A 26287-nucleotide genomic window follows, 5' to 3' on the forward strand; every position below is an offset into this window, starting at 1 on the left:
AGTGTTTTTCGGAGTTAGATTAGCGAGCCAGATTTTGAATTTTATTTTTTCTTTCTTTCCAATTGCGACTTTGCTATATCTTGCATACAAAATTTGGGAGAGGAAAAGAACTCCATCGGGCTTTTTTCAACTTTTTCTATCTCTTATTTTGACATTTGTTTCATCTTTCCAAACTTTTATCCTTGTTTTGTTCTTTGATTATCTTTACGATTATGAAGCAACGATCGCAACGATTGTTTTTTCGGCAGGGCTCGTGTTTGCTTTAAGTGGAATTAGCAAAATTGCTGATAATTTATCACAGAATTTAAATGAAGAGATAAAAAAGATCATTAAATGGATTCTTTTCCTTTCCTTAGTTTTTATACTCATCTACTATGTTCCAGTTTACTTTAAAATTCAACGAACTTTTATCTGGAAGGTTGGGGCTCTTTTTTATATTTTGAGCCATATCATGCTTTGGGGGATATTTACATCAATCGCAGAGATCGCAGCACTTGTTGAAGAGATGAAAAATAAACGCAATGTTTTGAGAGTTTTAAGTTTTTATTTTCTCGTTGAACCGTTGATTTATCTTACGCTTGTTACATTTAATGTTTTACCTTCCTGGCTTTTCACAGCAAGGACTATAATGGCAGTGATAAGTGCTGGAATCGCGCTTTATGTTGTTTTTTTCACAACCGTTTTTACATTAAAATTTCTAAATAAAATCATTTCTGGTGTTGAAAGAGCTTATGAGGGAAGGATAAAACTTATTTCATTGCGGAAGATAAGATCCTTCGTTTTCACATCTTTGCCCTTTATTGGTGTTCTTTTGTTTTTGCAAGCACTTTTGATAAAAACATATATTGAGTTTGAAGTCAAAGGGTACGCGAATGATAAAGTGAGTCTTCTGAAAAGCATTGCAAATAGTGTAGAGTTTGAAGTCAAAAATACTTATAAAATTCTTGAGGAACTTTCAAAGGATAAAGATATCGTTGAAATCAATACCCCGATGCTTCATCAAAAATATGAAGGAGTTTTTCCCAGATTTCCTAATTACATAAGAAATGTTAGCAGAATTGATGAAAAAGGGGTTTTGAGATATACATATCCAGTTGATCTGAAAGTAATTGGTCTTGATGTGAGTTATCAGGAGCACAATAAGAAGTTTTTGATGTTGAAAAAGCCGATCGTTGGTTCGGTTTTCAGAGCGGTTCAGGGTTACGATGCGGTTGCAATTGCATTTCCAGTTTTTGATTCTATGGGGAAGTTTAGAGGTGGGGTTTCGTGTTTAATTGATGTCAATAGAATGCTTGAGCATTTCATAGAGATAACTGGAGGTGGGTTGGATGAGTTTTTAGTTTTCAATGTTAACTCCGGTTCTGTTCTTTTCGCAAAGAATTTAGAATTCATTGGAGTTGATTTTTACAATGCTTTAAATAAACTTGTCCGCTCAGATGTTAAAGCGATAGTTATGGAACGGATCAATCAATCTTCTTCTGATGGTTTTGTCATTTCCGGAAGACATAAGTGGTTGAGAAAATTAAACTTTGCCTTTTCATTTGCGAAAGTTGAACTTCTTGATAATCCGACGGAAACATGGGCAATTGTAAATCTGCTTGACGAGGAAAATCTTTTAACAAGATTTGGGTATCATTTGAGAATATATGTTATTTTATTTATTGGTTCGCTTTTGATTTTGGGTTATTTGCTTTTTGTTTATTTCAACTCCGTTAAATACAGCTTTGACCTTGAAGAAGAACTTAATCAGAGAACGAAGGAAATTTTTGATTCAGAGCGCAAATATAAAGAGCTCGCGGATAATCCGCTTGCCGGGTTGGCTATTTATAATCAGGATGCTTTCATATTTGTTAATAGAAAATTATGTGAAATTTTTGGGTATGAAATGGACGAGTTTTTAAAACTTACACCTTTTGATATAATTCATCAAGATGATAGGGATAAATGGATTGAAAGAACTATGAAAATGTTGCGCGGTGAATTTGCCCCTGAGAAGGCATCATATAGAGGAATAAAGAGGGATGGAAGCGTCGCTTATCTTACATGTTATTCCAAGTTGGTGTATCACGAGGGGAAGCCTGCTGTTCAAACTGTTATCCTTGATACGACAAAGGAAAAGTTGCAAGAAGATATGTTGAGACATTTGCAGAGGGTTGAATCAATTGGAACATTTACGATGGGGATGGCACACGATTTTAACAACATACTACAGGTAATCGTTGCTTCTGCGCAGATGATAGATATTAAATCTCAAAAAGGCGAGTTAAAAAGTGAAGATTTGAAAAAATATATTGATAACATCATCACGATATCAAATCGCGGGGCTGAACTTATAAAGCGTTTGAAGATTTTTGTGCGTAAAGAGATACCAAGCGCGGAAGTTCTTGAATTTGAGCAAGTGGTACTAAACACGGTTGAGATTTTGAAATCGGTATTTCCAAAGTTTATTGAGATTGAGGTCAAATTGAATACAAAGGATACCAAAGTTTATGGGTCAAGAACGGAAATTCAACAAGCTTTGTTAAACATTGCAATAAACGCCAAGGACGCAATAGTTGAAAAAAGAGAAAAAGGTTTACTTGATGGAGGTGGGATGATAACGATTGAAACTGGAATTAAAGATGTTTCATTTGAGGATTCCGAGATTTTAAAAGTAAATCCGGGTAGGTATGTTTGTGTCGCTGTGACTGATAATGGTATTGGAATGGATGAAAACGTAAAAACGCGAATCTTTGAACCATTCTTCACAACGAAAAGACCTGAAATTGGCACTGGACTTGGAATGGCAACTGTATTTGGAATTGTGACATCACATAGTGGATACATCACGGTTGATTCAAAACCGGGAGAAGGAACAAGGGTTGAATTTTGTCTTCCAGTGATTGGAATTGAAAAATCTCCAGAGAAAATTACAACTGAAATTCTTTCTAAAGAAAAAGCGCTCCAAAGAAGTGCTACCTTGATTATTTCTGAAAATGATGAATTAAGAAAAAAATTAAAGAAAATTTTGGAAAGTGCTGGATTTGAGGTCCTATGTTCAGATGACAGAGTTCTAGCTGTCAAAATGTTGAGCGAAAATTTGGATAAAATTGATTTGATCCTTATAAATTCAAAAACGCCGAGGATAAAGTTAAAAGATACTATTGCTGAGTTGAAAATTCTGAAGCCGGAGGTTAAAATTGTCTTGCTTTACTCAACACCTGAAACATTGGAAATTGAAGGAGTTGAAGTTCTTGAGAAACCCGAGGAGGAAATTGAGAGTATCATAAGAATTTTCAATAAAAGCGAAACATGAGATCTTTTTTGCCGTTTTATGAAGATTTTTGATTTTGAAATACCTGAATGTAAAAACTTTACTGGTTATAAGCCTTGTTATCCATATTCAAAATGTTACGAACAAGGTTGCATTGACCCTAAACCTTTTGGTGTTAAAATTTTGATAATCAACCTTGATGCAATGGGCAATGTCCTCTTGACTACATCCATTCTTCCTGCTATAAAGAGAAAATACCCACAAAGCACGATCTATTGGTTAACCCTTAAAAATACTCATCTTTTGCTTGAGAACAATCCATATCTTGATGAGGTTTTTGTTTGGGATCCCGAAACATGGCTTGTGCTTGAAAATATGAAGTTTGATATAATAATGAATGTTGATAAGTCAAGAAGGGCAACTGCTTTAACTATGAAATTAAAAGCAGATAAAAAACTTGGCTATGGTATGAATGAGCATGGGCAGATAATACCTTTAAGTGAATCCGCAAGCTATGATTATAAGTTGGGACTTGATGACGAGTTAAAGTTTAGGAGAAATCAAAAAACGAGGCAAGAGATCTTGTGTGAGATGTTTGAATTGGACTATAAACGAGATGAATATGTTCTCGTTTTGAGCGAAGAAGAAAAAAAATTCTCGGAAGAGTATAAGAAAAAAGTTGGGATAAAAAGCGGTGAGCTTGTTGTTGGATTTAACACTGGATGTTCCCCTTTATACCCGAATAAAAAAATGACAATTGAACAGCATGTTGAATTGATAAGGCGTTTTTCAAAATATGACGATTTAAAGCTTGTTTTACTTGGTGGACCTGAAGATACGAAGCGAAACGAAGAGATATTTAATCGCGCGATTCAGATTGACGGAGTTGCTGGTAAACTCATCAACACTCCAACGACCGAAGGAATTAGACGAGGAATTTGCTATGAAAACATTTGCGATGTTGTTATAACTGGCGATTCGTATGGGATGCATCTTGCTATTGCTTTAAAAAAGTTCGTAATCGCGTGGTTTGGATTAAGTTCGTGGGTTGAAATTGATCTTTATGATAGAGGTGTTAAGTTAATACCAGAAGGACTTGAATGTGCACCGTGTTGGAAAAAAGTTTGTCCGTATAATCTTGAATGCATAAAGATGATTGATCTTGATAAAATTGAACAAGTGGTTTTAAGTTACAGAAAGGAATTTCTTGACGCTCGGGCTGAAAGGAATAAAGTTGAAAAGGTTTCTAAAATTTAGTAAATTTTTATTGCGGTCGGTCGTGTGTTCTTTTAAAATTTAGATTTAAGCAATTGCTATATCACCAAGAATCTTGAATCTGGCAAAAATGTAAGTTTTCTTGAAGATTTTTCAGAGTTAAATTTTAGTAAAAAGCTCGGGACGTAGCGCAGCCTGGTTAGCGCACTACCTTGGGGTGGTAGGGGTCGCGGGTTCGAATCCCGCCGTCCCGACTTTTTATGTTAAGTAAAAGACAAAATTGAAAAACTTTTGTGTCATACTTTGTTTACATACTTAAAAGTTTGAAAGACGACAATTTTTATATAGGACATACAAGGGATATAAGCAAAAGATTAAATCAACATAATTCTGGTAAGGTTAAGGCTACAAAAGGAAGAAGACCATTAAAGTTGATATATGTTGAGAAATTTGAAACCCGAAGTGAAGCTTTCAAGAGAGAAAAGTTTTTGAAAAGTCCCGCAGGTTATTTTGAGAAAATGGATATTATTGCTAAGTTTGGCAATTGAAACTCGGTTGTTCTTTTAAAACTCGGGACATAGCGCAGCCTGGTTAGCGTCCCGAAGGGAGTCCTTAGGACCACTACCTTGGGGTGGTAGGGGTCGCGGGTTCTCCCGAAGGGACTCCTTTGGAGGAATTCCGCCGTCCCGACTTTTTATTTAAAATTCCGAAGCACATAAAGATTTTATAACTTTTTAAAATCCTCCCTAAAGCACCTGCCTTTAAATAGATCGGGGTAAAATTTAACGCTTTTAAAGCCTATGGATATAGTCATTGGCTCACTAAAAAATATATTTGACGATGCTTTAATTGCTGCATCAACTGACGAACCGGTTTTGATACTTGGTGAAACTGGAACGGGGAAGGAAGTTTTAGCAAGATTTATTCATCAAAACTCAAGTAGAAAAGACAAAATTTTCATACCTATAAATTGCGCTGCCATTCCTTCAAATCTTCTTGAAAGTGAACTTTTTGGATACAAAAAGGGAGCATTCACTGGGGCAGATAAGGATAAAAAAGGAATTCTTGAAGAAGCGGATGGTGGAACGGTTTTTCTTGATGAGATCGGAGAGTTACCGATTGAATCCCAAGTTAAAATTTTGAGAGCAATAGAAGAAAAAGAGATAATTCCCATTGGTGACACAAAACCTAAACACGTTGATGTTCGTTTTATCGCTTCAACGAATGTTGATTTAAAATCAAAAGTTGAGAAAGGTGAATTCAGGAAGGATTTATACTATAGACTTTCTGTTTTTGTGTATAAGCTTCCACCGTTGAGAGAAAGAATTTACGATTTGCCTGATTTCGTTAGATATTTTATTCAGTCATCAGGAAAAAATGTCAAGGTTGATCCAGCGGTGATGGAGATTTTCTTTTGTTATCCTTGGCCAGGTAATATACGAGAATTGCGAAGCGTTATAGTTTATTCACTCGCAAAGTCAAATGGTTCTGATATTAAGATTGAAAATTTACCTGATTATTTGATTAATTTCTGTAAGCATCCTAAAGTTTTAAGAAGCAGTAACGCCAGGGAAAAACTTGAATGCTTTGAAGCATATTTAATCTCTGAAACAATGAAGGAACATCCAGAGCCAAAAGAGGCGGCGAATTTTCTTGGAATAAGTTTGAGGACATTCTATCGGAAATTAAAGAAATATAAAATCAACCTTCCGAAATAGCCTACTTTGTCAATCTTGGCAAAATTTTGATTTTATGATTGTCAAATCTGGCAAATTCCCCTCTTTAATTTTTTATTTTTCAAGTTTTTTGAATGGCACGATTGTTGGATAATATTTTCTTCAGAGGTGAAAATTTAACTTTGGAGGCGAAGTGATGAAGAGAGTTTTCATTGAACCGGCCAAATGCACAGGTTGTAAGAGTTGCGAAATAGCCTGTGCAATTGAGCATTCAGTTTCAAAGGATCTTTACAAAGCAATTTTTGAGGAACCACATCCACCAAGATTTAACACTGTTTTGAAGTTTGATGGTTTTATGGCTTCTTTGCGATGCAATCACTGTGATGACGCACCGTGCGTTGCTATTTGTCCGACATCAGCAATTTATAGAGATAGTGAAACTGATCTTGTAGTTTATAATGATACTAAATGTATTGGTTGTTGGCAGTGCGCAATTGCCTGCCCGTTTGGTGCAATTTATCCGGATTTGGATCGGAAAGTTTCAAGAAAGTGCGATGGATGTAATGAAAGGATTAAAAGTGGGGGAATCCCAGCGTGTGTTGAAGCATGTCCGACAAATTCATTGATTTATACCGATGTTGTCACACTTGAACAATATAAAAAGATCTCAACGCTTTCGGCTCTTTCAAAGACAACAAAAACTTATATGGAGGTAATATAAAATGGCAGATATTTTAAAAGACAAAGAAAGAGTTTGGGAGAGCAAATCAAATAATTACGGTCTACTTCCAGAATCAAATATTGAACTTTTAAAGAAGGAAGCAAGAGAATCTAAAACAACATCTTTGCAAAGATTAGCTTTGCAAGAACCTCAATGTGGATTCGGTGAGCTTGGAGTTTGTTGTAGGATGTGTTATATGGGTCCGTGTAGAATTGATGTTTTCAACGGAGGGCCAAGGGTTGGAGTTTGTGGTGCAACTGCTGATGTTATAGTTGCGAGGAATTTGTTAAGGGAAACAGTTGGTGGGGCAGCTGCTCACACGGAACATGCAATGGATATTGCAGAAGTTCTCAAAGAAGTTGCTGAGGGCAAAATTTCAACTTATACAATCAAGGATGAGGAAAAACTTAAAAGAGTTGCGGAAAACCTTGGAATAAAAACAGAGGGAAAAGATATAAAAGAGATAGCGAAAGAGGTTGCTGAAATATCACTTGAGGATTTCCGACGGCTTGAGAAGGAGCCAGCGGTATGGCTTAAGGCTTATACTCCAAAGTCAAGTTATGAACAACTTGAAAAGCTTGGAGTAATTCCACACAATGTTTGGCGTCCTATAATGAATGCGATGCATAGAACGAGCATGGGGAATGATGCTGACACAGTGAACATAATGCTTGCTGATTTACAAATGGGCTTGATAGACGGGCTTGGTTTAATCATGGCGACTGAACTTTCGGATGTTCTTTTTGGTACTCCTAAACCAATACATAGTTGGGCAAATCTTGCTGTTATAAAGCAAGATTTTGTCAATATTGCTGTGCATGGTCATAATCCGCTCCTTTCTGAGAAAATTGTTGAATGGGCAAATAAGTTGAACGATAAAGCTAAAGCCCTTGGAGCAAAAGGAATAAACATTGTTGGGGTTTGCTGCACAGGAAATGAGGTTTTAATGAGACATGGGGTTCCCATGGCTGGTAATGAATTTCAAGCGGAACTTGCAATCGCAACTGGTGCACTTGACGCAATGGTGGTTGATTATCAATGTGTATGGCCAATTTTGAGTGATGTTGCTTCATGTTATCATACAAAGCTTATTACAACAATTTCATTTGTGAAGATCCCAGGAGCGATTCATATTGAATATTCACCTGAAAAAGCTGATGAAATTGCTCAAAAGGTGATCGAAACCGCTCTTGAAGCTTATAAAAAAAGAGACCCAGCGAAAGTTTTCATACCTGATTCAGTAGAAGAAGTGGTAGCGGGATTCTCAGTTGAAGCGTTGATTGATATACTTAAAAAGATTAATCCGGAGGATCCGCTTAAACCATTGATTGATAACATTGTAAATGGGAATATATTTGGTGTTGTTGCAATAGTTGGTTGTCCAAATCCAAAGACAAGACGACTTGCTTTCACCGAAAGAATGATAAAGGGTTTGATAAAGAATAATGTTTTGGTTATTGTAACTGGTTGCACTGCACATATAGCTGGTCAATCGGGATTTTTGAATCCAAACAAGGTTGATTCGTTTGAAGTTGGGGAAGGGTTAAAACAAGTTTTAAAAGCGCTTGGGAATGTTGCTGGATTAAATAGTTTGCCTGTTGCAATTCACATGGGTTCTTGTGTAGATAATTCAAGAATTGGTTTCTTACTTAAAGCGTTGTCTGAAAAACTTGGTTTAAAGGTTTCAGATTTGCCTGTTGTTGCATCGGCTCCGGAGTTAATTTCTGAGAAAGCGATCTCAATTGGAACTTGGGCTTTAGCTCTTGGCGTAACAGTTCATGTTTGTCCACCGCCAAGGGTGCTTGGAGGTCCAAAAGTGACGGAGATATTAACGAAAGATTTAAAAACATTAACAGGCGGAGAAGCTTATGTTGAATGTGATCCAGAGCTTGCTGTTAAGGGAATACTTGATAGAATTAAGCAAAAGAGAATAGCCTTAAACTTGCCTATCCCTGAACTTGTTCTAGTTTAAAAATAAACTTGTTCACTTATGCCTTTTACAAAAGCGAGCGAAGAAGAAAGAGATAGGATTATAAAAGAGATACTTTCTGAAGTTCCAGAGGTTAATAGGAAAGTTGAGGAGGGAAGGAGGATAGTTATAACGGGTAAAGGCGGGGTTGGGAAAACAATAGTTTGTGCCGTGCTTTCTCATTTGTTTGCAGATGCTGGTTTTAATGTTCTTGCTGTTGATGAGGATCCACAGATGAATTTGCCATTTGCAATTGGTTTGCCCTTTGACAAAGCAAATGAAATAGTGCCACTAAACAAGCAGATTGATTATATTGAGGAAAAGACGGGAGCAAGACCAGGAAGTGGTTGGGGATTGTTTTTCAAGTTAAATCCAGATGTAAGCGATGTAGTTGAAAGATTTGGTGTGAAAGTCAAAGATAGGTTAAACCTTCTTGTTATGGGGACGGTAGCCCAGCCATCGGTGGGATGCGCTTGCCCTGAAAATGATTTGCTTCAAGCGGTGGTAAACTACATAAATTTGCGCAGGGGTGAGATCATCTTGATGGACACCGAGGCTGGGCTTGAACATTTCGGAAGAGCTATTGCAAAAGGATTTCACCACGCCATTATTATTTCAGAACCGAATTTTAATTCAATCTATGTGATGAGTCAAGCTGTTAAACTCGCAAAAGGGCTTGGGATCAAAAACCTTCATCTTGTTTTCAACAAAGTGAGAAATGATAGGAAGAAGGTTGAAGAATTACTTTCAACTTTTGATAGCGAACTAAACAAGTTGCCTGTTTATTTCTTGCCGTATGACGAAGAGATTTTAAAAGCGGAGCCATCTATTCTTCCAGTCCTTGAGAATAAAGAGTCGCTATTCGTTAGGTCGGTTCTTACGCTTTTCAAAAATCTATTGCAGGATTAAGTTATGGAAATTGTGATAATTGGAAATAGTATTGCTGGTGTTTCTGCCGTTCGTGAAATTAGAAAGTGGGATAAAAAAAGCTCAATAACTGTTATTTCCAAGGAGTCCCTTGATCCAACGATGCCGTATTATTCGCCCGTGGTTCTTCCTTATTACATAGAAGGCACTTTGTCAAAGGAAAATTTATTTTCAATTCGTGCAGATTTTTACAAGGAGATGAATGTAAAGTTAGTTCTTGGCGAAAGAGTCATTGGGGTTGAACCAAAAGAGAAAGTTGTTTTGACTGATAAGGGTAGATATTTCTATGATAAACTTTTGATAGCAAGTGGAGCTTCGCCACGAGTTTTGGATATTCCTGGAGCAAGGAATAAAAGAGTTTATGTTTTGCGAACATATGAAGATGCAGAAAAAATTAAGAAAGATAACTCAAAGGAAGTAGTTATTATCGGAGGTGGACCTGTTGGGGTTGAGTCAGCACTTGCACTTTTACATTTCAAGGAAAAAATAACAATAATTGAAATTGCACCTTACATATTAAATACCGTGTTTAGCAAAACCGTCTCTGAGATGATAGAAAATCAGCTTGTCAGCAATGGAATTGAGATTTTAAAAAATGAAGAACCACTTGAAATAACGGGCAATCCTGTTAAGTCGGTTAAAACTAATAAACGAAAGATAAAATGTTCATCTGTGATAATGGGCGTTGGTGTTGTGCCGAATACCGATTTCGTCAAAGATGTTTTGAAGCTCGGACCAAGAAATGGAATTATTGTTGACGAAAGGATGAAAACATCGGAACCGGATATTTATGCAGCTGGTGATTGTGTTGAGCTAAGAAGCTTGATTGATGAGACCATAAGACCTTTTCCAGTTTGGCCGAATGCCTATGAAACTGGTAAAGTTGCAGGTTCTAACATAGCAGGTTGTGATATGACTTATGAGGGTGGAGTAAGGGTTAACGCTTTAAATGTTTTTAATAAAATTTATTTTTCAATTGGAAATGTTTATGATGAAAGCAAGGCGTTGAGAAAGATAGAAAGAAACGGGGGAATTGAGATTTATTATTTTGAAGGTGAAAGGTTGATCGGCGTGGAGTTGGTTGGCGATGTTAAACCTGCCGGGCTAATAAAGCAGGTGATGAAAAGGAAAATTCAGTTTGACATAGATAAAATTGAAAGTTTGAACCAGCTTTTTGAAGTAATAGCACCTTTGCATAAGCCGAGTTTACTCTTTACAAAAAACTTCGTTTGAAACTTGAAAGTTAGCCTTTTTGAAAAAGTTGAAACGAAAGAATTTTCTATGCAAGAAGTTGATAGCATTTTAAAATTTCAAGATGAATTGAGAAAAAGAGGAAACTATAGCTTCTTCTGCGAGAAAGTATTTATTGACATCTTGAAAGAGATCCAAACATCTGGAACTTTGTTTGGTAGAGTTGCATATCTTGATGAAGAAATTGTTGGTTTTATTTTTGGTGATACGCAACCGAAGTGGTATCGAGGTCGTGAATGTGCTTGGTTAATTGCTATCGTTGTTCATCCCGATTACAGACGGCAAGGGATCGGCAAGCGACTTCTTGTTGAATTTCTTGACAAGGTGAGAGAGCTTGGATTGAAAAAGATTTGCACTGTTGCTGAATTTACCGACGAAGAGACTTTATCCTTTTTGCAGAAAATGGGATTTAAAAGAGGGAAATTTGTTCAATTGGAAAAACAAATATAGGGAGGTTTAAAAATGGAGAGGCAAGAAACATTCTATGAAGCGGTGAGAAGAAATGGTATCTCAAGGCGTGATTTTTTGAGGTTTTGTCTTTTGACAACCGCATATCTTGGGCTTGAGGCAAGTATGTTTTCAAAAGTTGTTCGCGCCCTTGAATCAAAACCGCGTCTGCCGGTTTTCTGGCTTAACTTTGCAGCTTGTACATGTTGCACTGAATCATTGATAAAGTCATCGCATCCTTTGATTACCGATGTAATTTTGAGTATTATATCTCTTGATTATATGGAGACAATTCAAGCTGCAGCTGGTCATCAGGCGGAGGAAATCGTTTGGGAGGGGATCAAGAAAAATTTTGGAAACTATGTCCTCGCGGTGGAAGGTTCAGTTCCAACCAAAGACGGGGGAATTTATTGTACTGTTGGCGGGATGACAGCGCTTGAATATCTAAGAAAAGCGTCTCAAGGAGCTAAAGCAATAATTTCAGTTGGTTCTTGTTCATCGTTTGGATGTGTGACAACAGCTCATCCGAATCCAACTGGTTGTAAACCAATTTATAAGTTAATTACTGATAAACCTGTTGTAAATATCCCAGGTTGCCCGCCAATAGCTGAGGTAATTGTTGGAACAATAGTTCATCTTTTAACATTTGATACGCTTCCAGAGCTTGATTCTTTAAGGAGACCTAAAGTTTTTTATGGCCAAAGAATTCACGACAAGTGTTATCGTAGGGCTTTCTTTGACGCTGGTATGTTTGTTGAAAAGTTTGATGATGAAGGAGCAAGGAAAGGTTGGTGTCTATATAAAGTTGGATGTAGAGGACCTGTAGCCTACAATGCCTGTTCTGTCGTGAAGTGGAATGAAGGGACAAGTTTTCCGATTCAATCTGGTCATCCTTGTATTGGATGTTCAGAGCCAGATTACTGGGATAAGAGACCTCTTTATCAGCATGTTGCTGATGTCCCATTGCCAGGATTTGCAACAGCCGATGATATTGGCAAGGGGTTTGCAATAGGCGTTGCAGTTGCAACTGGAGCTCATCTTGTGGCATCAATTGTTAAGAAAGCGGTGCAAAAATCAAAGGAATCAAAAGAAGGAAAAGTTGAAGAAAAGAAACAAAAGGAGGAATGAAAAATGGCACAAAGAGTTGTAATAGATCCAATGACCCGAATTGAGGGTCACCTCAGAGTGCAAGCGATAGTTGATGGAAATGTTGTAAAAGACGCATCCTGCACAAGCGCTCTTTTCAGAGGAATTGAGATAATTTTGCGTGATAGAGATCCGCGTGAAGCGTGGGCAATTGCAGAAAGAATTTGTGGCGTCTGCACTCTTGTCCATGCTGTTACATCTGTTAGAGCGGTTGAAGATGCTTTAAAGATAAGAATACCGAAGAATGCAAACTTGATAAGAAATATAATGATTGCTACGCTTTATATTCACGATCATGTGGTTCATTTTTATCATCTTCATGCTCTTGATTGGGTTGATGTTGTTTCAGCTTTAAAAGCCAATCCGAAGGCAACCGCAGAACTTGCTCAAAAAATTTCAAACTGGCCAAAGTCATCAGTTGGATATTTCACAGATGTTCAGAATCGCTTGAAAAAGTTTGTTGAATCAGGTCAGCTCGGAATTTTTGCAAATGCGTATTGGGGTCATCCTGGATATAAACTCCCACCAGAAGCGAATCTTTTAGCAGTTGCTCACTATATTGAAGCTTTGAACTGGCAGAAGGAAATTGTGAAAATTCACGCTGTATTTGGTGGAAAGAATCCGCATCCGAATCTTATTGTTGGAGGAATGCCTTGCTCAATCAACTTAAATCATCCAGACGCAATTAATGTTGATAAACTTGCGCTTGTTAAATCAAAAATTGAGGAAGCTGAGCAGATAGTTGAACAACTTTATTATCCAGATTTGCTTGCTATAATGTCGTTCTACAAAGAATGGGCGAAGTGGGGTGGAGGTGTAAGCAAAAAAGGAGTCCTTGATTATGGTGAATTTCCGGAAGATACCGGTGATATACACACTATTTTGAAAACGAACAGATGGAAAGGTGGTGTAGTTCTTGATGGAAACTTAAATGAGGTTCATGAAGTTGATCCAACCGATCCTGAACAAATTCAAGAGTATGTCGCTTATTCTTGGTATGACTATTCAAAAGGTGATAAAATTGCATTTCATCCTTGGGATGGTGAGACAAATCCAAAATATACTGGGCCGACTCCGCCTTGGGAATTTCTTGATATGGATAAAAAGTATTCATGGATGAAAGCACCGCGCTGGCGTGGGAAACCAATGGAAGGTGGACCTCTTGCGAGAACTATAATTGCGCTTGCACATAAAGATGAAGAAGTTAAATTCTATGTTGATGAAGCTTTAAAAAAACTCGGGCTTCCGTTTGATGCTATGTATTCAACACTTGGTAGAACTATTGCGAGGGGAATTGAGACGAGAAGATCAGTAACTATATTGAAAAAACTTTACGATGAACTTATAGCAAATATCAAAGCAGGTGACTATCAAACCGCAAATATGGAGAAATGGGAACCTGAAAAATGGCCAAAAGGCGAAATTAAAGGAGTCGGAACTTACGCAGCACCTCGTGGAGCACTCGCACATTGGGTCAAAATCAAAGATGGCAAAATTACAAATTATCAAGCTGTGGTTGCGACAACTTGGAATGGTTCGCCGCGTGATGCTATGGGTCAGCGCGGTCCTATGGAAGAAGCTTTAGTCGGTGTGCCGATTGTTGATCCGCATAAGCCACTTGAAATTTTAAGAGTTATTCACTCGTTTGATCCTTGCCTTGCTTGTTCAACGCATGTTTTAGATGTAAATGGTAATGAGATAACTAAAGTTGAAATTTTATAAAAACAAACGAGGTGAAACCATGCGAGCAAATCAAGTATATAGAGTTGAAACTGAGTGTGTTACAAGATATTATGTTTGGGATGCCGTTGTCAGAATAAGCCATTGGCTTAATGTTATTGTGCTGGGGATTTTGATTTTCACAGGTTTTTACATCAGCACACCTTTTTATAGACCAACTGCTGATGAACCATTTGGTGCAAGCGTAATGGCAACGATGAAAAATTTACACTTTTTATCTGCAATTATCTTTACTTTGAATGGGTTATTTCGTGCATATTGGTTCTTCGCTGGTAATACATATCGTCAGTGGTTTAGGTTTCACATTTGGAAGGCTGACTTCTGGAAAGAAGCATGGTGGAAGCTGAAAGATTATGTGACATTGAGATATACTGATTATGAGCTTCACACTCTCGGTCATAACACGCTTGCGACATTGATCTATGTCCTTATCTTTTTTGCTGCATCTGTTCAGGGATTAACTGGTTTTGCGATGGCAGGGAAAATCAATCCAGGTGGATTTTTTGATACGCTGTTTGGATGGGTCATACCCTTATTTGGTGGTGAAGCAAATGTCAGAATGATACATAAATTGATAATGTGGGGAATAATTGGATTTATGATTCATCACATAAGTTTTGTGATTTATCTTGAAGTTTTTCGCGAAAAGGGAATGCTTTCATCTATGATAACTGGGTTAAAAACAAGACCTCTTGGTTGGGAGCCAATTGAAAAACCGTGGGAGAAAAAAGAAAAATGAAAATTTGTGTCCTCGGCGTGGGAAATCCATTGCTCGGTGATGATGGCTTTGGAATTGAAGTTGTAAAAAAATTAAAAAATGAAATTGGGGAGTCACCAGATATTGAAATTATTGATGGTGGCTCCCTTGGTATTTATCTTCTGCCCTATCTTGAAGATAAAACACATCTTATCGTCGTTGATATAATTAACTTCGGTGGAAAACCAGGGGAAATTGTAAAACTAAAACTTGATGAAATCCCTGCTTTCCTCGGATTAAAAGTATCGGAACATCAGATAACATTTCATGAGGTCATTGCTTTGATGAATTTTCTTGAAGTTAAACCTGTTGAAGGTTTTTTAATAGGTGTCCAACCAAAGAGAAGCGAATGGGGCGAGAAAATTAGCAACGAAGTTGAAGAGGCAATTGATATAGTGGTAAGCGAAGTTAAAAAACAAATAGAAATATGGAAATGCAATCAAACTTAATAAATGCGTTTTATCTCCTGAACGAGATTAAACATGCTCTAATTGAGCTTAAAGATAAAGGCGTGGCAAAGACGATAAACTTGAGTAATTTTCCTCTTTCTTATGAAGAAGCAAGTTTTCTTGATGAAACGCTCGGCAGAGGTAAAATCAAAATCATCTATGAGGGTTCGGAATTAACGGTCTGGCAAGAGAGCAAAATCGCGGGCGTTTGGTGGGGAGAATATAGAAATTCAAATGGGAAAATAGTTTTACGAACGATTGAAATCACTTTTTATCCTGAACTTGCTAAATCTCAAGTTGAAGATATTGAAGACGCAATAAAAGATCTTGAACAAATTCTTTCATCATCTCATCCATCCTACCTATGAACCTCCCTTAAAAATCAGGCTTGAGATAAACCACTTGCAATTATATGTCCTGTTAAATTATTTTAAAAATCAAGTTGAAACGAAAATAAACCTGGAGTAATTCAGTGAAATCAATCAAGATCCTCGCCCTTGCTACCTTTTTAACTATGTTAATTCATTCCGCTATCGCTCAGGTCAAAATCAATGGATTTTTACAGTATATGTATCGTGCCGATTTGAAAGAAAATAAAGTTGAAGGCAATTTCACTCCTGGAACTATGAACTTAAAATTTTCTGGTTCTTTAGATAAAAATGTCAGGTGGGAAGTCCAATTCGGGATCAAGGAAACCAGTTTTAACAAGTTTTTAAAAGATTATTACATAGAGATTGTTGATTTGTTTCCAAACATTAAAGGGCTCAAGTTCAGATTTGGTCAGTTTAAATATCTCTGGTCAGTTGAAAGAAATGAAAGCTCTTCTGATAGGAAGACAATTTTGCGCTCTCAGGTTGTCTCTGCTCTTGTTGCAGATAGAGACCGCGGGATTGAGATATCTTACTCTGGTATAGAAAGCTTGCATCTTGCGATTGGCTTATGGAATGGGGAGGTTGTTTTTAGAAATCATGGGACAATTTTTGAAACAATTGACTATACCAGAAACCTTGACGATTCAGACGCGAGAAAAGACATAGCTGGTTTCATAGGTTATGAGTTAAAATTTAACGATGAAAACTTCGTTGCTTTAAATGGTAGCTTTTTGTTTGGCTCAAACGGAAGAATGAACATAAGAGATAAAAAGAGATATGGACTTGGGGTTGACGCATTTTTTGTTAACAAAAACTTGCATTTTAGAAGTGAACTCGTTAGCGGAAATGACGACGAAATTAAAAAATTTGGTTATTATTTGCAGGTAAGTTATAGGTTTTTTGATTATTTTGAGCCAGTTTTTAAATATGAAATCTGGGATAATGATCTGAATGCGACAGGCGAAAGCAATTGGTTTACTTTTGGAATTTATTCAAAAATTCTCAAGAATGTCGTTTTTAGAGTTAATTATGTCAAGAAAGACGAAAAACCGATTGAGATAAGAAACGACGAGCTTATGTTTATGATACAGACCACATTTTGAACGGGCGCAAGTTTTAACATTTTGTAATGATTTTTGTCGCTCTGGTTAAATAGTCGCAAATACGCTTGGATTAGTGATTTTTTTGAGTTATATTTATGTGAAAAAACAACAAACAGGCTTGTATATGAAGTTAAATGTTAATGATTTAAGCCTTGAAATTGACATCAAGAAAACCAATCCAAACAAATTTGAAGTGAAAATAGGGGATAACCAGCACAAGGTTGAAATCCTCAACATCACAGATAATCAAATCACCATCCTGATAGGGAACAGGGTATTTACATTTAATTTCGCTCTAAGCGAGGATTCAATAATTTTAAGTGATTCGCTAAACGACTATCATTGTAAAGCTACAAGCAAATATCAAGAGATCATAAATTCCTACCGTAGCACCTCCTCCGGCGAAGCTAAAAAAGAAAAACTTCTCAAATCACCTATGCCCGGGTTGATAACAAAGATCTTTGTCAAGCCCGGGACAAAAATCAAAGTTGGCGATAAGCTCTTGATCCTTGAAGCGATGAAGATGGAGAACGAGATAAGAAGTGATTTAGATGGAGTGGTTGAAGAAGTTTTGGTTAATGAAGGAACCGCAGTAGAAAAAGGATCTTCACTTCTAAAAATTTCTACAAACTAAACAAAATACGGAGGACACATGCGATTTATTCTTTATTGGCTTATTATAGCCATAGTCTTTTCAAATTTTATATTCGCTGGTGGATTTCAAATTAATGAGCATGGCGCAAGAGCTACTGGAATGGGAGGTGCCTTTGTGACTTCATACGCTCCGATTAGTATTTTTTACAATCCAGCTGGTTTGGTTTATCTAAAGGGAACGAATTTATCAATTGGAACGACGCTTATATTCCCATCAGCAAGATTTCGTGGACCGTATCAGTTCAATACGACTGCAGAGACAAAAATGGTTAAACAAGTTTTTTATCCAAGCAATCTTTATTTGACACATACCTTTGATAATGGACTTGCATTTGGAATTGGGGTTTTTAATCCGTATGGGCTTGGTTCAAAATGGCCAGATAACTGGGTTGGTCGTGCTATAACTGTTGAATCCGATCTTAAAACATTTTACATCAATCCAACCGTTGCATACAAATTTTCAGAGGATCTTTCAATCGGTGCGGGGTTTAATTTTGTCTATAGCACTGTGACTTTGACGAGAAAAATTACAACATTCAATCCAGAAGTTGATGTCAAACTTTCTGGTGATGGAACAGGGATGGGATTCAATGTGGGTTGGTTATTGAAGCTTGATCCGGTTTCAGTTGGATTTTCTTATCGTTCGCAAGTCAAGGTTGATTTCTCAGGGACTGCTGATTTTAAAAAGCCAGCGGCTTTGAATGCTCTCTTACCGGGAGGAAATATAAAAACAAGCGTTGAAATGCCAGATATTGTTCTTGCAGGTGTTGGATTTTCAACCGAGAGCGTGACGCTTGAATTTGCATATCAATTTACGAGATGGTCGTTATATGATGTTGTTGAGATTGACTTTGAAAAAGAAACGACAGCCCAAAGGGATCAGAAACTTGAAAGATATTACAAGGATGCTTCAATTTACAGAGCAGGGCTTGAATATCGCTTTGAAAACATTGCGTTAAGAGGTGGAATTGCTTACGATCGGAATCCAATTAGCGACAAGTATCTTGAGCCATCTTTGCCAGATTCAGATAGATGGATATTTACAGTTGGCGCTGGATATACAATGGGCAATTTAACGATTGATCTTGGATATATGTTCGTTAGATTTAAACAGAGAGAAGTGATAGGGACGATCGTTGGATTTGACGGGGTTTATAATAGCAGTGCCCATCTTCTTGGCATAAACTTTTCTTATAAACTTTTTTAAACGAAAACTAAAAATGGGTTTTAAACCATGAGAAAAAACTTTAGGTTTCCAAAAATTCTCTCAATTGCTCTCGTTTTTATCATTGCTGTTATCTTTTATGCTTGTGAGGACTTTTCGGAAGTTGGAACTCCACCGACGCTTGGAACGCAAATTGATTTTTCAAGGGTTGTGGCAATCGGAAACTCAATTACAGCTGGATATCAAGATGGTGCATTGTTTGAGGGAGCGCAACAGTATTCTTATCCGAATTTGATAGTTCAGCAAATTAACAAAACCTTTGGAACAAACATCACATTCGTTCAACCGTTGATCGCTGAACCCGGATTTGGAACGAGATTGCGTCTGACTTCACTCACACCACTTCAAATTCAATCACAGCCTGTTACAGGTTCCCCAAGAAATTCAGCTCATGCTGCTCCATTTAATAATCTCGCTGTTCCCGGTGCAATCCTTTTTGATATGTTTGATACAACCGATTACACAGCAAAAGCAGGACCGCCAAGAAATAACCCATTTTTCCAAATTGTTTTGAGAAGCAGAACACTTGGACCAACGATGTTTCATCAAGCGAGAGCGTTGAACCCAACTTTTGTATTTTTCTGGATGGGGAACAATGATGTCCTTGGTTATGCTTCAAGTGGTGGGACAAGAGGAACTGATCCAACTGGGAAACTTCCAACCCCTGAAGCAACTTTCCAACTCTTATTCAGGCGCTCACTTGATTCACTTCTTAGAATTAACACGACTGTGAGAATTGCTGTCGCTAATATCCCCGATGTCACTGTGATTCCTTTCTTTACAACAGTTCCATGGTTTGTAGTTGATCCAAATACTGGTCAGCCAGTTCGTGATGCACAAGGGAATTTAATACCTTTAACTGGTGTAAAAGGAGGAACTCCACGACCGCTTGGACCTGGGGATCTTGTTCTTTTACCAGCAAGCCAATTAATTTCTACAGGTTATGGGCTTCCACCTGTTCCTCCATTCAATCAACTTCCAAACGCTGGAAAACCATTGCCTGATGATGTTGTTCTTGATGCAAGTGAAGTTAATATTGCAAGAACTGCGATTCAGAGATATAATTTTATAATTGATACAGTCATCGCTAGCTCAGCAAGAGCTGGAAGAGTTGTTAAGGTTGATATCTTCTCAAAGTTGAATGAAGTTAAAGCACAAGGGCTTGAGATTGCAGGATTCAAGTTCACAACGGACTTTATAACTGGTGGACTTTTCAGCTTAGATGGGATTCATCCGTCAACTCGCGGTCATGCGATAATTGCAAATGAATTTATTAAAGCAATAAACGGCAAATTTGGTTCAAATATCCCGTTAATTGATGTTATGTCATTGCCCGGGATTCAATTGCCAACATCTGGCAATATCGTTGGGAAGTATCAAATCCCGAAAGTCCCTGCCGAAGTATGGAAAAATGTTGTTGAACTCTTTACCGCAAGATAAGGTATTCTAAAAATTAATTCTGAGGGCGTGCAAAAGCACGCCCTTTTGTTTTTTTAATTGTGAGATTTAAATTTTTTAAAATTAAATCGCAAAGGATTCACTGTGCTTAATCTCGCTTTGATAATTCTTTTCAGCTATCTCGCAGGTTCAATTCCAACAAGCATAATCGTTAGTAAACTTGTCAAGGGAATTGATATAAGAAACTATGGAAGTGGAAACCCAGGTGGGACAAATGTCATAAGAGTTGTGGGATTGGGTTGGGGAATTTTCGTTATCTTGTTTGATGCATTTAAGGGATTCTTTGCAACTTATTTTATAGCTAAATGGTTTTATACCGAAACAATGTTTTTGAATTTAACAACTGTTCAAATAATAGCGGGATGTTTTGCTGTGGTCGGGCATATGTGGACTATATTTGCAGGATTCAGAGGCGGAAAAGGTGTAAGCACATCTGCAGGAATGTTGCTTGGGATTGCTCCACTTGATTTTTTGATCGTTTTTTTAGTTTTTATCATAATCGTTGGATTAACAAGATATGTCTCGCTTGGTTCAATTACTTCAGCCATATCTTTTCCGTTTGTGATCATCTTTACTGAGAAGGTTTTAAAATTAGAGCATAATGACTTTCTCACTCTTTTGATCTTCGGAACTGTGCTTGCGGTTCTTATAGTTTATCGTCATAAAAGCAACATTAAGCGTTTACTCTCTGGGACGGAGAACAAGATAAGTTTCAGTAAAAAGCCATGAAAGTATCTGTAATAGGAGCAGGTAGCTGGGGGACTACGCTTTCGCTTTTACTTTATGACAATGCTCATAATGTTAAATTGTGGTTTAGAAGGAGTGATTATCTTGAAAAAGTTAGATCAAACCGCGAAAACATTCTTTACCTTCCTGGGATTAAAATTCCAGATGAAATTTTATTAACATCTGACTTGAACGAGGCAATAGATGAATCTGAAATAATTGTCTTAGCTATTCCGACGCAACATTTGAGGGAATTTTTATCAAGGGAGGAATTTGAAAAATGTAAAGATAAAGTCGTGGTTAATGTCGCAAAGGGAATTGAGAATAAAACTTTGATGCGAATTTCCGAAATATTGTTTGATGTTTTGAAGGTCAATGAGAATTACTGTATCTTATCCGGTCCGAGTCATGCTGAAGAGGTGAGCCAGAAAATGCCAACTGCTGTAGTCGTTGCTTCTTCAAATAAAGATGTCGCAAAGCTTGTTCAAGGTGTTTTTATGAATCAATATTTTCGTGTTTATACAACTGATGATGTCATAGGTGTTGAGCTCGGCGGGGCTTTGAAAAATATAATTGCAATCGCAACTGGAATTGCGGATGGCATAGGTTTCGGAGATAATACAAAAGCTGCTCTGATGACAAGGGGAATAGCTGAGATCGTTAGATTAGGAATGGCAATGGGAGCAAGGTTTGAAACATTTTCAGGTCTTTCTGGAATTGGTGATTTAATCGTCACCTGCACAAGTAAATACAGCCGAAATAGATTCGTTGGAGAACAAATCGGAAAAGGAAAAAAACTTGATGATATTTTAAAAAATATGGTCATGGTCGCAGAAGGCGTGTGGACAACGATTTCCGCAGTTGAACTTGCAAGGAAATTGGAAATTGAGATGCCTATAACAAACGCAGTTTATGATATCTTATTCAAAGGTAAAGATCCAGTAAGAGCAACATATGAATTGATGACCAGAAGCGCAAAGCCAGAAGTGTGGGGAATTAAAATTTAAAGTTTCTTTGCCAAGACAACAGTAAATTTACGCTTAAATGTCTCTCCATTTTCAGAAATTGCTTCAAATAAAATAATGTAAATCCCGATCCTTGCTATCTTGCCATTATCGTCTGTCCCGTCCCAAAGTAAATTTCCATTTTTGTTGGTAAATTGATTAACAGCAAGGGTTTTTATCTGTCTCCCGTATGAATCAAATATCTTCACATTTAGAATTCCAGAGTTAAATGGCAAATCATACGAAATTAAGCAAACATCATCAAAACCATCGCCGTCAGGGGAAAACGGATTTGGGGAGACATTAATTCTTGCTGTTCCCAATTCATTTGGAGCTTCAATAAAAGCGGTATTCTTTCGCCCAGGTGTTCCTCCAACTTTCGCGGATGAAGTCATCCAGCTTGACCTTTCTGATGAAGCTAAATTCGGATTTACTTTTTCAAGTGCTCTACCTCTTTTGTCCCAAACAATAGGACTATGCCAGTTTGAAAAATATCTCACGCTGTCTATTATTTTTCCCGTTAAGTCGGTGATGACGATATCATCAAAATCGTTGTTTAAGCTCAAACTTTTGTTAAGTATAACAAGCTTGAAATCTACCGAATCGCCCTGTTGAAGGTATCTATGAAAACTTGAATCAGCAGCTAAAACAAGATACTCTTTCGGGTTGATAATTAAATCAAGCGGTGAGATTGTGGCAAAGTTAGCTTGTCCAGATTGATTCCTCATATCGTTAAATCTCCAATTTTTCAAATTCACGGGCTTAGTAGAACGATTGTATAATTCAATGTATTCACAATATCCTGAAAGCGGTTCAAACATAATTTCGTTTATGACAATACAATTCGTTGGGAAACTAACTCTTACCTTTTTTAATACCTTGTTGTTTTTTGGGTTTTCATCAAGTTGAAGGTCAATCGTGAAAATAACCAGGTTCTCCCCATCGGCGAGATTTGCGATTTCAAAATTTAACTTAACGGAATCTTTTTTATTTAGCGTGATTTTAAAGCTTTGAGCAAAGATGATTTCATTTTCTGTGCTCGTGGAATCAAAGTTTAAATCTTTATAAACTTTTATGGAGAACTCATTAACTGGTTGTAGTCCGAAATTTTGAACTGTAAGTTGAACTCTTAAAATTTCGCCTTGATCTATTGAAGAGGGAATTTCAACAGATTGGATTTTCAAGTCAAAATTTTTTCGCTTTGATGAATTTTCCCTGCTCGGAGTCGCTTTTACAGAATCAGATGGAATTGACCAATTTGATGAATCTGTAGTTGGTTCTTCAAAATCAATTCGTTCAATTGAGAAACCTGTTTTGCCCCAGTTTCCATAATACAAAAGTGAATCTATTTTAAATCCAGTGTGATCATAAATTACAACAGCGTCTCCAAGATTGTTTAAGGTTGGCAAGGAAAGCGTCAGCACATTTAATGATGTCGGATAGAAACTCAAGATTGAGCTATCTTTTGATAGCACAAGATATTGATTGGGCAAGATGAAAAAATCATTCTTTGTTATCGTGATATTGTCAGCGACATCAGCTATTTTCCAGTTTTTAAGATTTACGATATCTTTGCTTGCATTGTAGATTTCAATCCATTCTGGTTCATCGCCGATTGGAGCGAACATGACCTCGCTTATCAAAAGCGTCCCGCTTGGATACGAAATCTCAAGCCGGCTATGAAGTGTGTTATTAAGCGTATCTTCGTCTTCGGGATGTGAAACGGTGGCAATTAAGTTATATGATTTTACAAAGCCTGGTGTGAAGTAGAAATTAAGATTTATTGAATCACCTGGGGCAAGATTTAAGTTGCTAATTTTTTCACCGATCAATTCATTTTGTTGAGGTAATTTATCTGTGTTTTCGTCGTTAAAAAGTTTAACTGTAAAATCTTTAATTGCCGAAATTCCGATGTTTTTGACGAAAATGTTTATTTCAACCGGGTTTGATTTAAGAGCAGGTTTTGAATGTTGTATGCTTGTGATAGTCAAATCTTTGTTTTTTTGAGTCAGCGAGTTTTTAAGTAATGGTGTAGCTCTAAAGGGACTTTTTGAAGTGCCCCAGTTTGAGGCAAGGTTTGAAGGTTTATCTGGTGAAATTCTCTCAAGTGAGAAGCCATTTGTTCCGCCCATGCTTGAAAAGTAATAAACCGAATCAATTAAGTTCCCATATTGATCATAAATTCGCACAGCGTCTTCATCATTATTGAATGCAGGAAGGGAAATCACTAAAATTTTGTTTGCTCTATCCCTAAGCCATGGATAAATTGAGGTGATCGTATCTCTTGATGATAAAACAACATAATCGTTCGGGTTTAAGATAAAGTCAATGTTTATCGTTCGTAAGGTTTGAGAATCCCCAATTCTCCAGTTTTTCAAGTTTATTGATGTCCCAGTTCTGTTGTAAAGCTCTATCCACTCCGATTCTGGTGAAATCGGAGCATACATTATCTCGTTAATTACGATGGAATTGAAGGAAAGAGGAGGTGGAAGTATTGATATGGATTTTCTCACGGAATTATTCGTAGTATCTTCGTCTGGACTGAAAACAACTTTTAAGAGTGATTGATAATCTCCAGAAATTAAGCCGGAAATGTTAATTTCAAAAGAAGTTGAATCAGTTGATTCAATATGTTGTGAAATCGTAGTTTCACCAACTTTTTCATCTTCGTTAAAAATGGAGTTTTTGTTCAAATCCACATAGAACTCTACTTTTAAATTTTCAGCTGTTCTTATCCCGATGTTATAAACAGTCGCTTTGACTTTAAAAGGTTGACCTTGGAGAACTTGAGAAGGTTCAATTGTAAATGTCCTCACGGCGACATCGTTATATTTAGCCATTATGCTGTTTTTCCGTCCAGGCGTCCCTCTTTTTGGATCAACGGAAGTTCCCCAAGTTGATCTTAAATTTGAGTTTCCGTTTGGATAAATTCGCTCTATTGAATATCCACTGACGACCCAAGTTCTTTTGTAATAAACACTGTCAACAATGTCATCGGTTGAATCAAAAATCACCACCGCATCGGAATCGTTTCTGAATAAAAAAGTCGGCATTCTGGAAACTATGAAAACCTTGGAAGGTATGCTGTGGAAATAAAAAATAGTGTCGCTTCTTGTTATAACTGCATAGCTATCTGGTTGAAGGATGTAATCAGTTGATGTGATTGTGTATTTTGTGGATGTATTTCTATTTGATATTTTCCAGTTTTTTAAATTGATCGGCTCGCTTGAGAAATTCAAAATCTCTATCCATTCCGGTTCTCCGCCTTGAGGGGCATTCATTATTTCGTTTATTACAACACCTTGTGAAAAAGATTTCACCACAAGCGAAAATAACAAGCAAAGGTATATATTAAGAAATTTGCTCACTGCTTAAACGAGGATTTTTTATAATGAATACAGTTGAAATGACAAGCACCAAGCTCGTAAGTAAACTTCCCTCTGGACCGAAATCTCCACCAGATATCAAATTTTCAGCCGCTATTTCAACATCAAAAATCGGCTCTATCAAAGTTGTTCCACTTACCGGGAGAGAGTAAAGATAACCTTGAAAGAAGTTCCAGGAAAAGTGAAGTGAAATTGGAAGCCATAGGGAACGAGTTTTGATATATGATACCGAAAGCCATATGCCAGCAAGAAAGATATTTAAGCCTGCAATTACATTGATATTTGGATTTTGAAAATGTGCCAATGAGAAAACAAATGAAAAAATTAGTGTGGCAATAGTTGGATTAGTTCCATCAATTAACCTCTGAAAAGGATAGCCACGAAACAACATCTCCTCTGCAAACGCAACGAGCGTAAAAAATAATATCGCTTCAAAAATCTGCGGTATTATACGATTCGGCGCAAGATCAAATCTATAATAACCAAGAATTATGTTCGGGAGGACTACAACTGTTATCATCAGAAAACCTAAAATCAAACCGAGCACAATTTCGTAAGTGGTTCCAGATTTAAATTTTAAACCTATGTTAAGCAAACTTTCCTTTTCCAAAGACCTCATCATTATAAAACTGGAGATTATCACTGAAACCAGCACAATGATTTCGCTAATTATGAAATCGTAAATTGGGAAAAATAAGCTGAAGATTGAACTTACTACTGCGATGGAGATGGCGAAAGTTATTATGAAAAGCAAAATTTTCCAGCCGTTGCGCAGTTTATTTTGTTCATTTACAAAAATTGAGGACATC

The 26287-nt window shown here is 37.0% G+C and carries 22 protein-coding genes and 1 tRNA gene; 21 read left to right on the top strand and 2 right to left on the bottom strand.

Translation table 11 applies throughout. The features are described from left to right. Position 1 precedes the first annotated feature (1 nt). The 21 genes from NZ923_07490 (at position 2) to NZ923_07590 (ending at position 22095) form a co-directional block, all read left to right on the top strand. Positions 2 to 3295 (top strand): PAS domain S-box protein, encoded by a 3294-nt coding sequence (locus NZ923_07490; protein MCS7229860.1) that lies wholly within the window; start codon positions 2 to 4, stop codon positions 3293 to 3295. An 18-nt stretch (positions 3296 to 3313) separates the two neighbouring features. Continuing rightward, a complete protein-coding gene (locus NZ923_07495) occupies positions 3314 to 4510 on the top strand; it encodes a lipopolysaccharide heptosyltransferase family protein (GenBank protein ID MCS7229861.1) in 1197 nt (398 codons plus the stop codon). A gap of 137 nt (positions 4511 to 4647) precedes the next feature. Further along, a tRNA-Pro gene (locus tag NZ923_07500) sits at positions 4648 to 4722 on the top strand. 39 nt (positions 4723 to 4761) lie between these two features. Then, the gene (locus NZ923_07505) at positions 4762 to 5016 is read left to right on the top strand and encodes a GIY-YIG nuclease family protein (GenBank protein MCS7229862.1); all 255 of its coding nucleotides are present in this window, start codon (positions 4762 to 4764) and stop codon (positions 5014 to 5016) included. A 252-nt stretch (positions 5017 to 5268) separates the two neighbouring features. After that, on the top strand, positions 5269 to 6186 hold the full coding sequence (locus tag NZ923_07510; GenBank protein ID MCS7229863.1) for a sigma 54-interacting transcriptional regulator: 918 nt from the start codon (positions 5269 to 5271) through the stop codon (positions 6184 to 6186). A 154-nt stretch (positions 6187 to 6340) separates the two neighbouring features. Next, a complete protein-coding gene (locus NZ923_07515; protein ID MCS7229864.1) occupies positions 6341 to 6865 on the top strand; it encodes a 4Fe-4S dicluster domain-containing protein in 525 nt (174 codons plus the stop codon). A 1-nt stretch (position 6866) separates the two neighbouring features. Then, a complete protein-coding gene (gene cooS, locus NZ923_07520; GenBank protein MCS7229865.1) occupies positions 6867 to 8837 on the top strand; it encodes an anaerobic carbon-monoxide dehydrogenase catalytic subunit in 1971 nt (656 codons plus the stop codon). Positions 8838 to 8855: 18 nt separating this feature from the next. Continuing rightward, positions 8856 to 9743: an AAA family ATPase gene (locus NZ923_07525; GenBank protein ID MCS7229866.1), complete on the top strand. Its 888-nt coding sequence runs from the start codon at positions 8856 to 8858 to the stop codon at positions 9741 to 9743. 3 nt (positions 9744 to 9746) lie between these two features. Continuing rightward, positions 9747 to 10994, top strand: a complete 1248-nt coding sequence (locus NZ923_07530; GenBank protein ID MCS7229867.1) for an FAD-dependent oxidoreductase — start codon at positions 9747 to 9749, stop codon at positions 10992 to 10994. A 3-nt stretch (positions 10995 to 10997) separates the two neighbouring features. After that, positions 10998 to 11462 carry a GNAT family N-acetyltransferase gene (locus NZ923_07535; protein MCS7229868.1) on the top strand — a complete coding sequence of 155 codons (465 nt, stop codon included), beginning with the start codon at positions 10998 to 11000 and terminating at the stop codon, positions 11460 to 11462. A 12-nt stretch (positions 11463 to 11474) separates the two neighbouring features. Continuing rightward, positions 11475 to 12587, top strand: a complete 1113-nt coding sequence (locus NZ923_07540) for a hydrogenase small subunit (GenBank protein MCS7229869.1) — start codon at positions 11475 to 11477, stop codon at positions 12585 to 12587. 3 nt (positions 12588 to 12590) lie between these two features. Further along, positions 12591 to 14327 (top strand): nickel-dependent hydrogenase large subunit, encoded by a 1737-nt coding sequence (locus NZ923_07545; GenBank protein MCS7229870.1) that lies wholly within the window; start codon positions 12591 to 12593, stop codon positions 14325 to 14327. A 19-nt stretch (positions 14328 to 14346) separates the two neighbouring features. Further along, positions 14347 to 15084, top strand: coding sequence for a Ni/Fe-hydrogenase, b-type cytochrome subunit (cybH, locus tag NZ923_07550; GenBank protein ID MCS7229871.1), 738 nt, complete (start codon positions 14347 to 14349; stop codon positions 15082 to 15084). Next, the gene (locus NZ923_07555) at positions 15081 to 15551 is read left to right on the top strand and encodes a HyaD/HybD family hydrogenase maturation endopeptidase (GenBank protein MCS7229872.1); all 471 of its coding nucleotides are present in this window, start codon (positions 15081 to 15083) and stop codon (positions 15549 to 15551) included. Before cybH ends, NZ923_07555 begins: the two co-directional genes overlap by 4 nt. Then, positions 15536 to 15919 (top strand): hydrogenase expression/formation protein, encoded by a 384-nt coding sequence (locus NZ923_07560; GenBank protein ID MCS7229873.1) that lies wholly within the window; start codon positions 15536 to 15538, stop codon positions 15917 to 15919. Before NZ923_07555 ends, NZ923_07560 begins: the two co-directional genes overlap by 16 nt. Positions 15920 to 16023: 104 nt before the next feature. Beyond that, the gene (locus tag NZ923_07565; protein MCS7229874.1) at positions 16024 to 17025 is read left to right on the top strand and encodes a hypothetical protein; all 1002 of its coding nucleotides are present in this window, start codon (positions 16024 to 16026) and stop codon (positions 17023 to 17025) included. 97 nt (positions 17026 to 17122) lie between these two features. Next, complete coding sequence (locus NZ923_07570) at positions 17123 to 17659, top strand: biotin/lipoyl-binding protein (protein MCS7229875.1); 537 nt, start codon at positions 17123 to 17125, stop codon at positions 17657 to 17659. 18 nt (positions 17660 to 17677) lie between these two features. Continuing rightward, positions 17678 to 18886 carry an outer membrane protein transport protein gene (locus tag NZ923_07575; GenBank protein MCS7229876.1) on the top strand — a complete coding sequence of 403 codons (1209 nt, stop codon included), beginning with the start codon at positions 17678 to 17680 and terminating at the stop codon, positions 18884 to 18886. A gap of 27 nt (positions 18887 to 18913) precedes the next feature. Then, a complete protein-coding gene (locus tag NZ923_07580; protein MCS7229877.1) occupies positions 18914 to 20344 on the top strand; it encodes an SGNH/GDSL hydrolase family protein in 1431 nt (476 codons plus the stop codon). A gap of 102 nt (positions 20345 to 20446) precedes the next feature. Further along, positions 20447 to 21091 carry a glycerol-3-phosphate 1-O-acyltransferase PlsY gene (plsY, locus tag NZ923_07585; protein MCS7229878.1) on the top strand — a complete coding sequence of 215 codons (645 nt, stop codon included), beginning with the start codon at positions 20447 to 20449 and terminating at the stop codon, positions 21089 to 21091. Then, on the top strand, positions 21088 to 22095 hold the full coding sequence (locus NZ923_07590; GenBank protein ID MCS7229879.1) for an NAD(P)H-dependent glycerol-3-phosphate dehydrogenase: 1008 nt from the start codon (positions 21088 to 21090) through the stop codon (positions 22093 to 22095). Before plsY ends, NZ923_07590 begins: the two co-directional genes overlap by 4 nt. On the opposite strand, the gene NZ923_07595 is transcribed toward NZ923_07590, so the two are convergent. Further along, positions 22092 to 25415: a lamin tail domain-containing protein gene (locus NZ923_07595; protein ID MCS7229880.1), complete on the bottom strand. Its 3324-nt coding sequence runs from the start codon at positions 25413 to 25415 to the stop codon at positions 22092 to 22094. The genes NZ923_07590 and NZ923_07595 overlap by 4 nt on opposite strands. A gap of 28 nt (positions 25416 to 25443) precedes the next feature. Beyond that, on the bottom strand, positions 25444 to 26286 hold the full coding sequence (locus NZ923_07600) for a CPBP family intramembrane metalloprotease (GenBank protein MCS7229881.1): 843 nt from the start codon (positions 26284 to 26286) through the stop codon (positions 25444 to 25446). Between the last annotated feature and the right edge of the window lies 1 nt (position 26287).

The sequence above is a fragment of the Candidatus Kryptonium sp. genome, assembly GCA_025060635.1.
Classification (GTDB): Bacteria; Bacteroidota; Ignavibacteria; order Kryptoniales; family Kryptoniaceae; genus Kryptonium.

Coding starts and splice junctions, on each gene's coding strand:
- NZ923_07510 (MCS7229863.1), top strand. CDS start 5,269: ATGGATATAGTCATTGGCTCACTAAAAAATATATTTGACGATGCTTTA.
- NZ923_07575 (MCS7229876.1), top strand. CDS start 17,678: ATGCGATTTATTCTTTATTGGCTTATTATAGCCATAGTCTTTTCAAAT.
- NZ923_07580 (MCS7229877.1), top strand. CDS start 18,914: ATGAGAAAAAACTTTAGGTTTCCAAAAATTCTCTCAATTGCTCTCGTT.
- cybH (MCS7229871.1), top strand. CDS start 14,347: ATGCGAGCAAATCAAGTATATAGAGTTGAAACTGAGTGTGTTACAAGA.
- NZ923_07545 (MCS7229870.1), top strand. CDS start 12,591: ATGGCACAAAGAGTTGTAATAGATCCAATGACCCGAATTGAGGGTCAC.
- cooS (MCS7229865.1), top strand. CDS start 6,867: ATGGCAGATATTTTAAAAGACAAAGAAAGAGTTTGGGAGAGCAAATCA.
- NZ923_07590 (MCS7229879.1), top strand. CDS start 21,088: ATGAAAGTATCTGTAATAGGAGCAGGTAGCTGGGGGACTACGCTTTCG.
- NZ923_07555 (MCS7229872.1), top strand. CDS start 15,081: ATGAAAATTTGTGTCCTCGGCGTGGGAAATCCATTGCTCGGTGATGAT.
- NZ923_07515 (MCS7229864.1), top strand. CDS start 6,341: ATGAAGAGAGTTTTCATTGAACCGGCCAAATGCACAGGTTGTAAGAGT.
- NZ923_07560 (MCS7229873.1), top strand. CDS start 15,536: ATGCAATCAAACTTAATAAATGCGTTTTATCTCCTGAACGAGATTAAA.
- NZ923_07495 (MCS7229861.1), top strand. CDS start 3,314: ATGAAGATTTTTGATTTTGAAATACCTGAATGTAAAAACTTTACTGGT.
- NZ923_07525 (MCS7229866.1), top strand. CDS start 8,856: ATGCCTTTTACAAAAGCGAGCGAAGAAGAAAGAGATAGGATTATAAAA.
- NZ923_07530 (MCS7229867.1), top strand. CDS start 9,747: ATGGAAATTGTGATAATTGGAAATAGTATTGCTGGTGTTTCTGCCGTT.
- NZ923_07600 (MCS7229881.1), bottom strand. CDS start 26,286: ATGTCCTCAATTTTTGTAAATGAACAAAATAAACTGCGCAACGGCTGG.
- NZ923_07540 (MCS7229869.1), top strand. CDS start 11,475: ATGGAGAGGCAAGAAACATTCTATGAAGCGGTGAGAAGAAATGGTATC.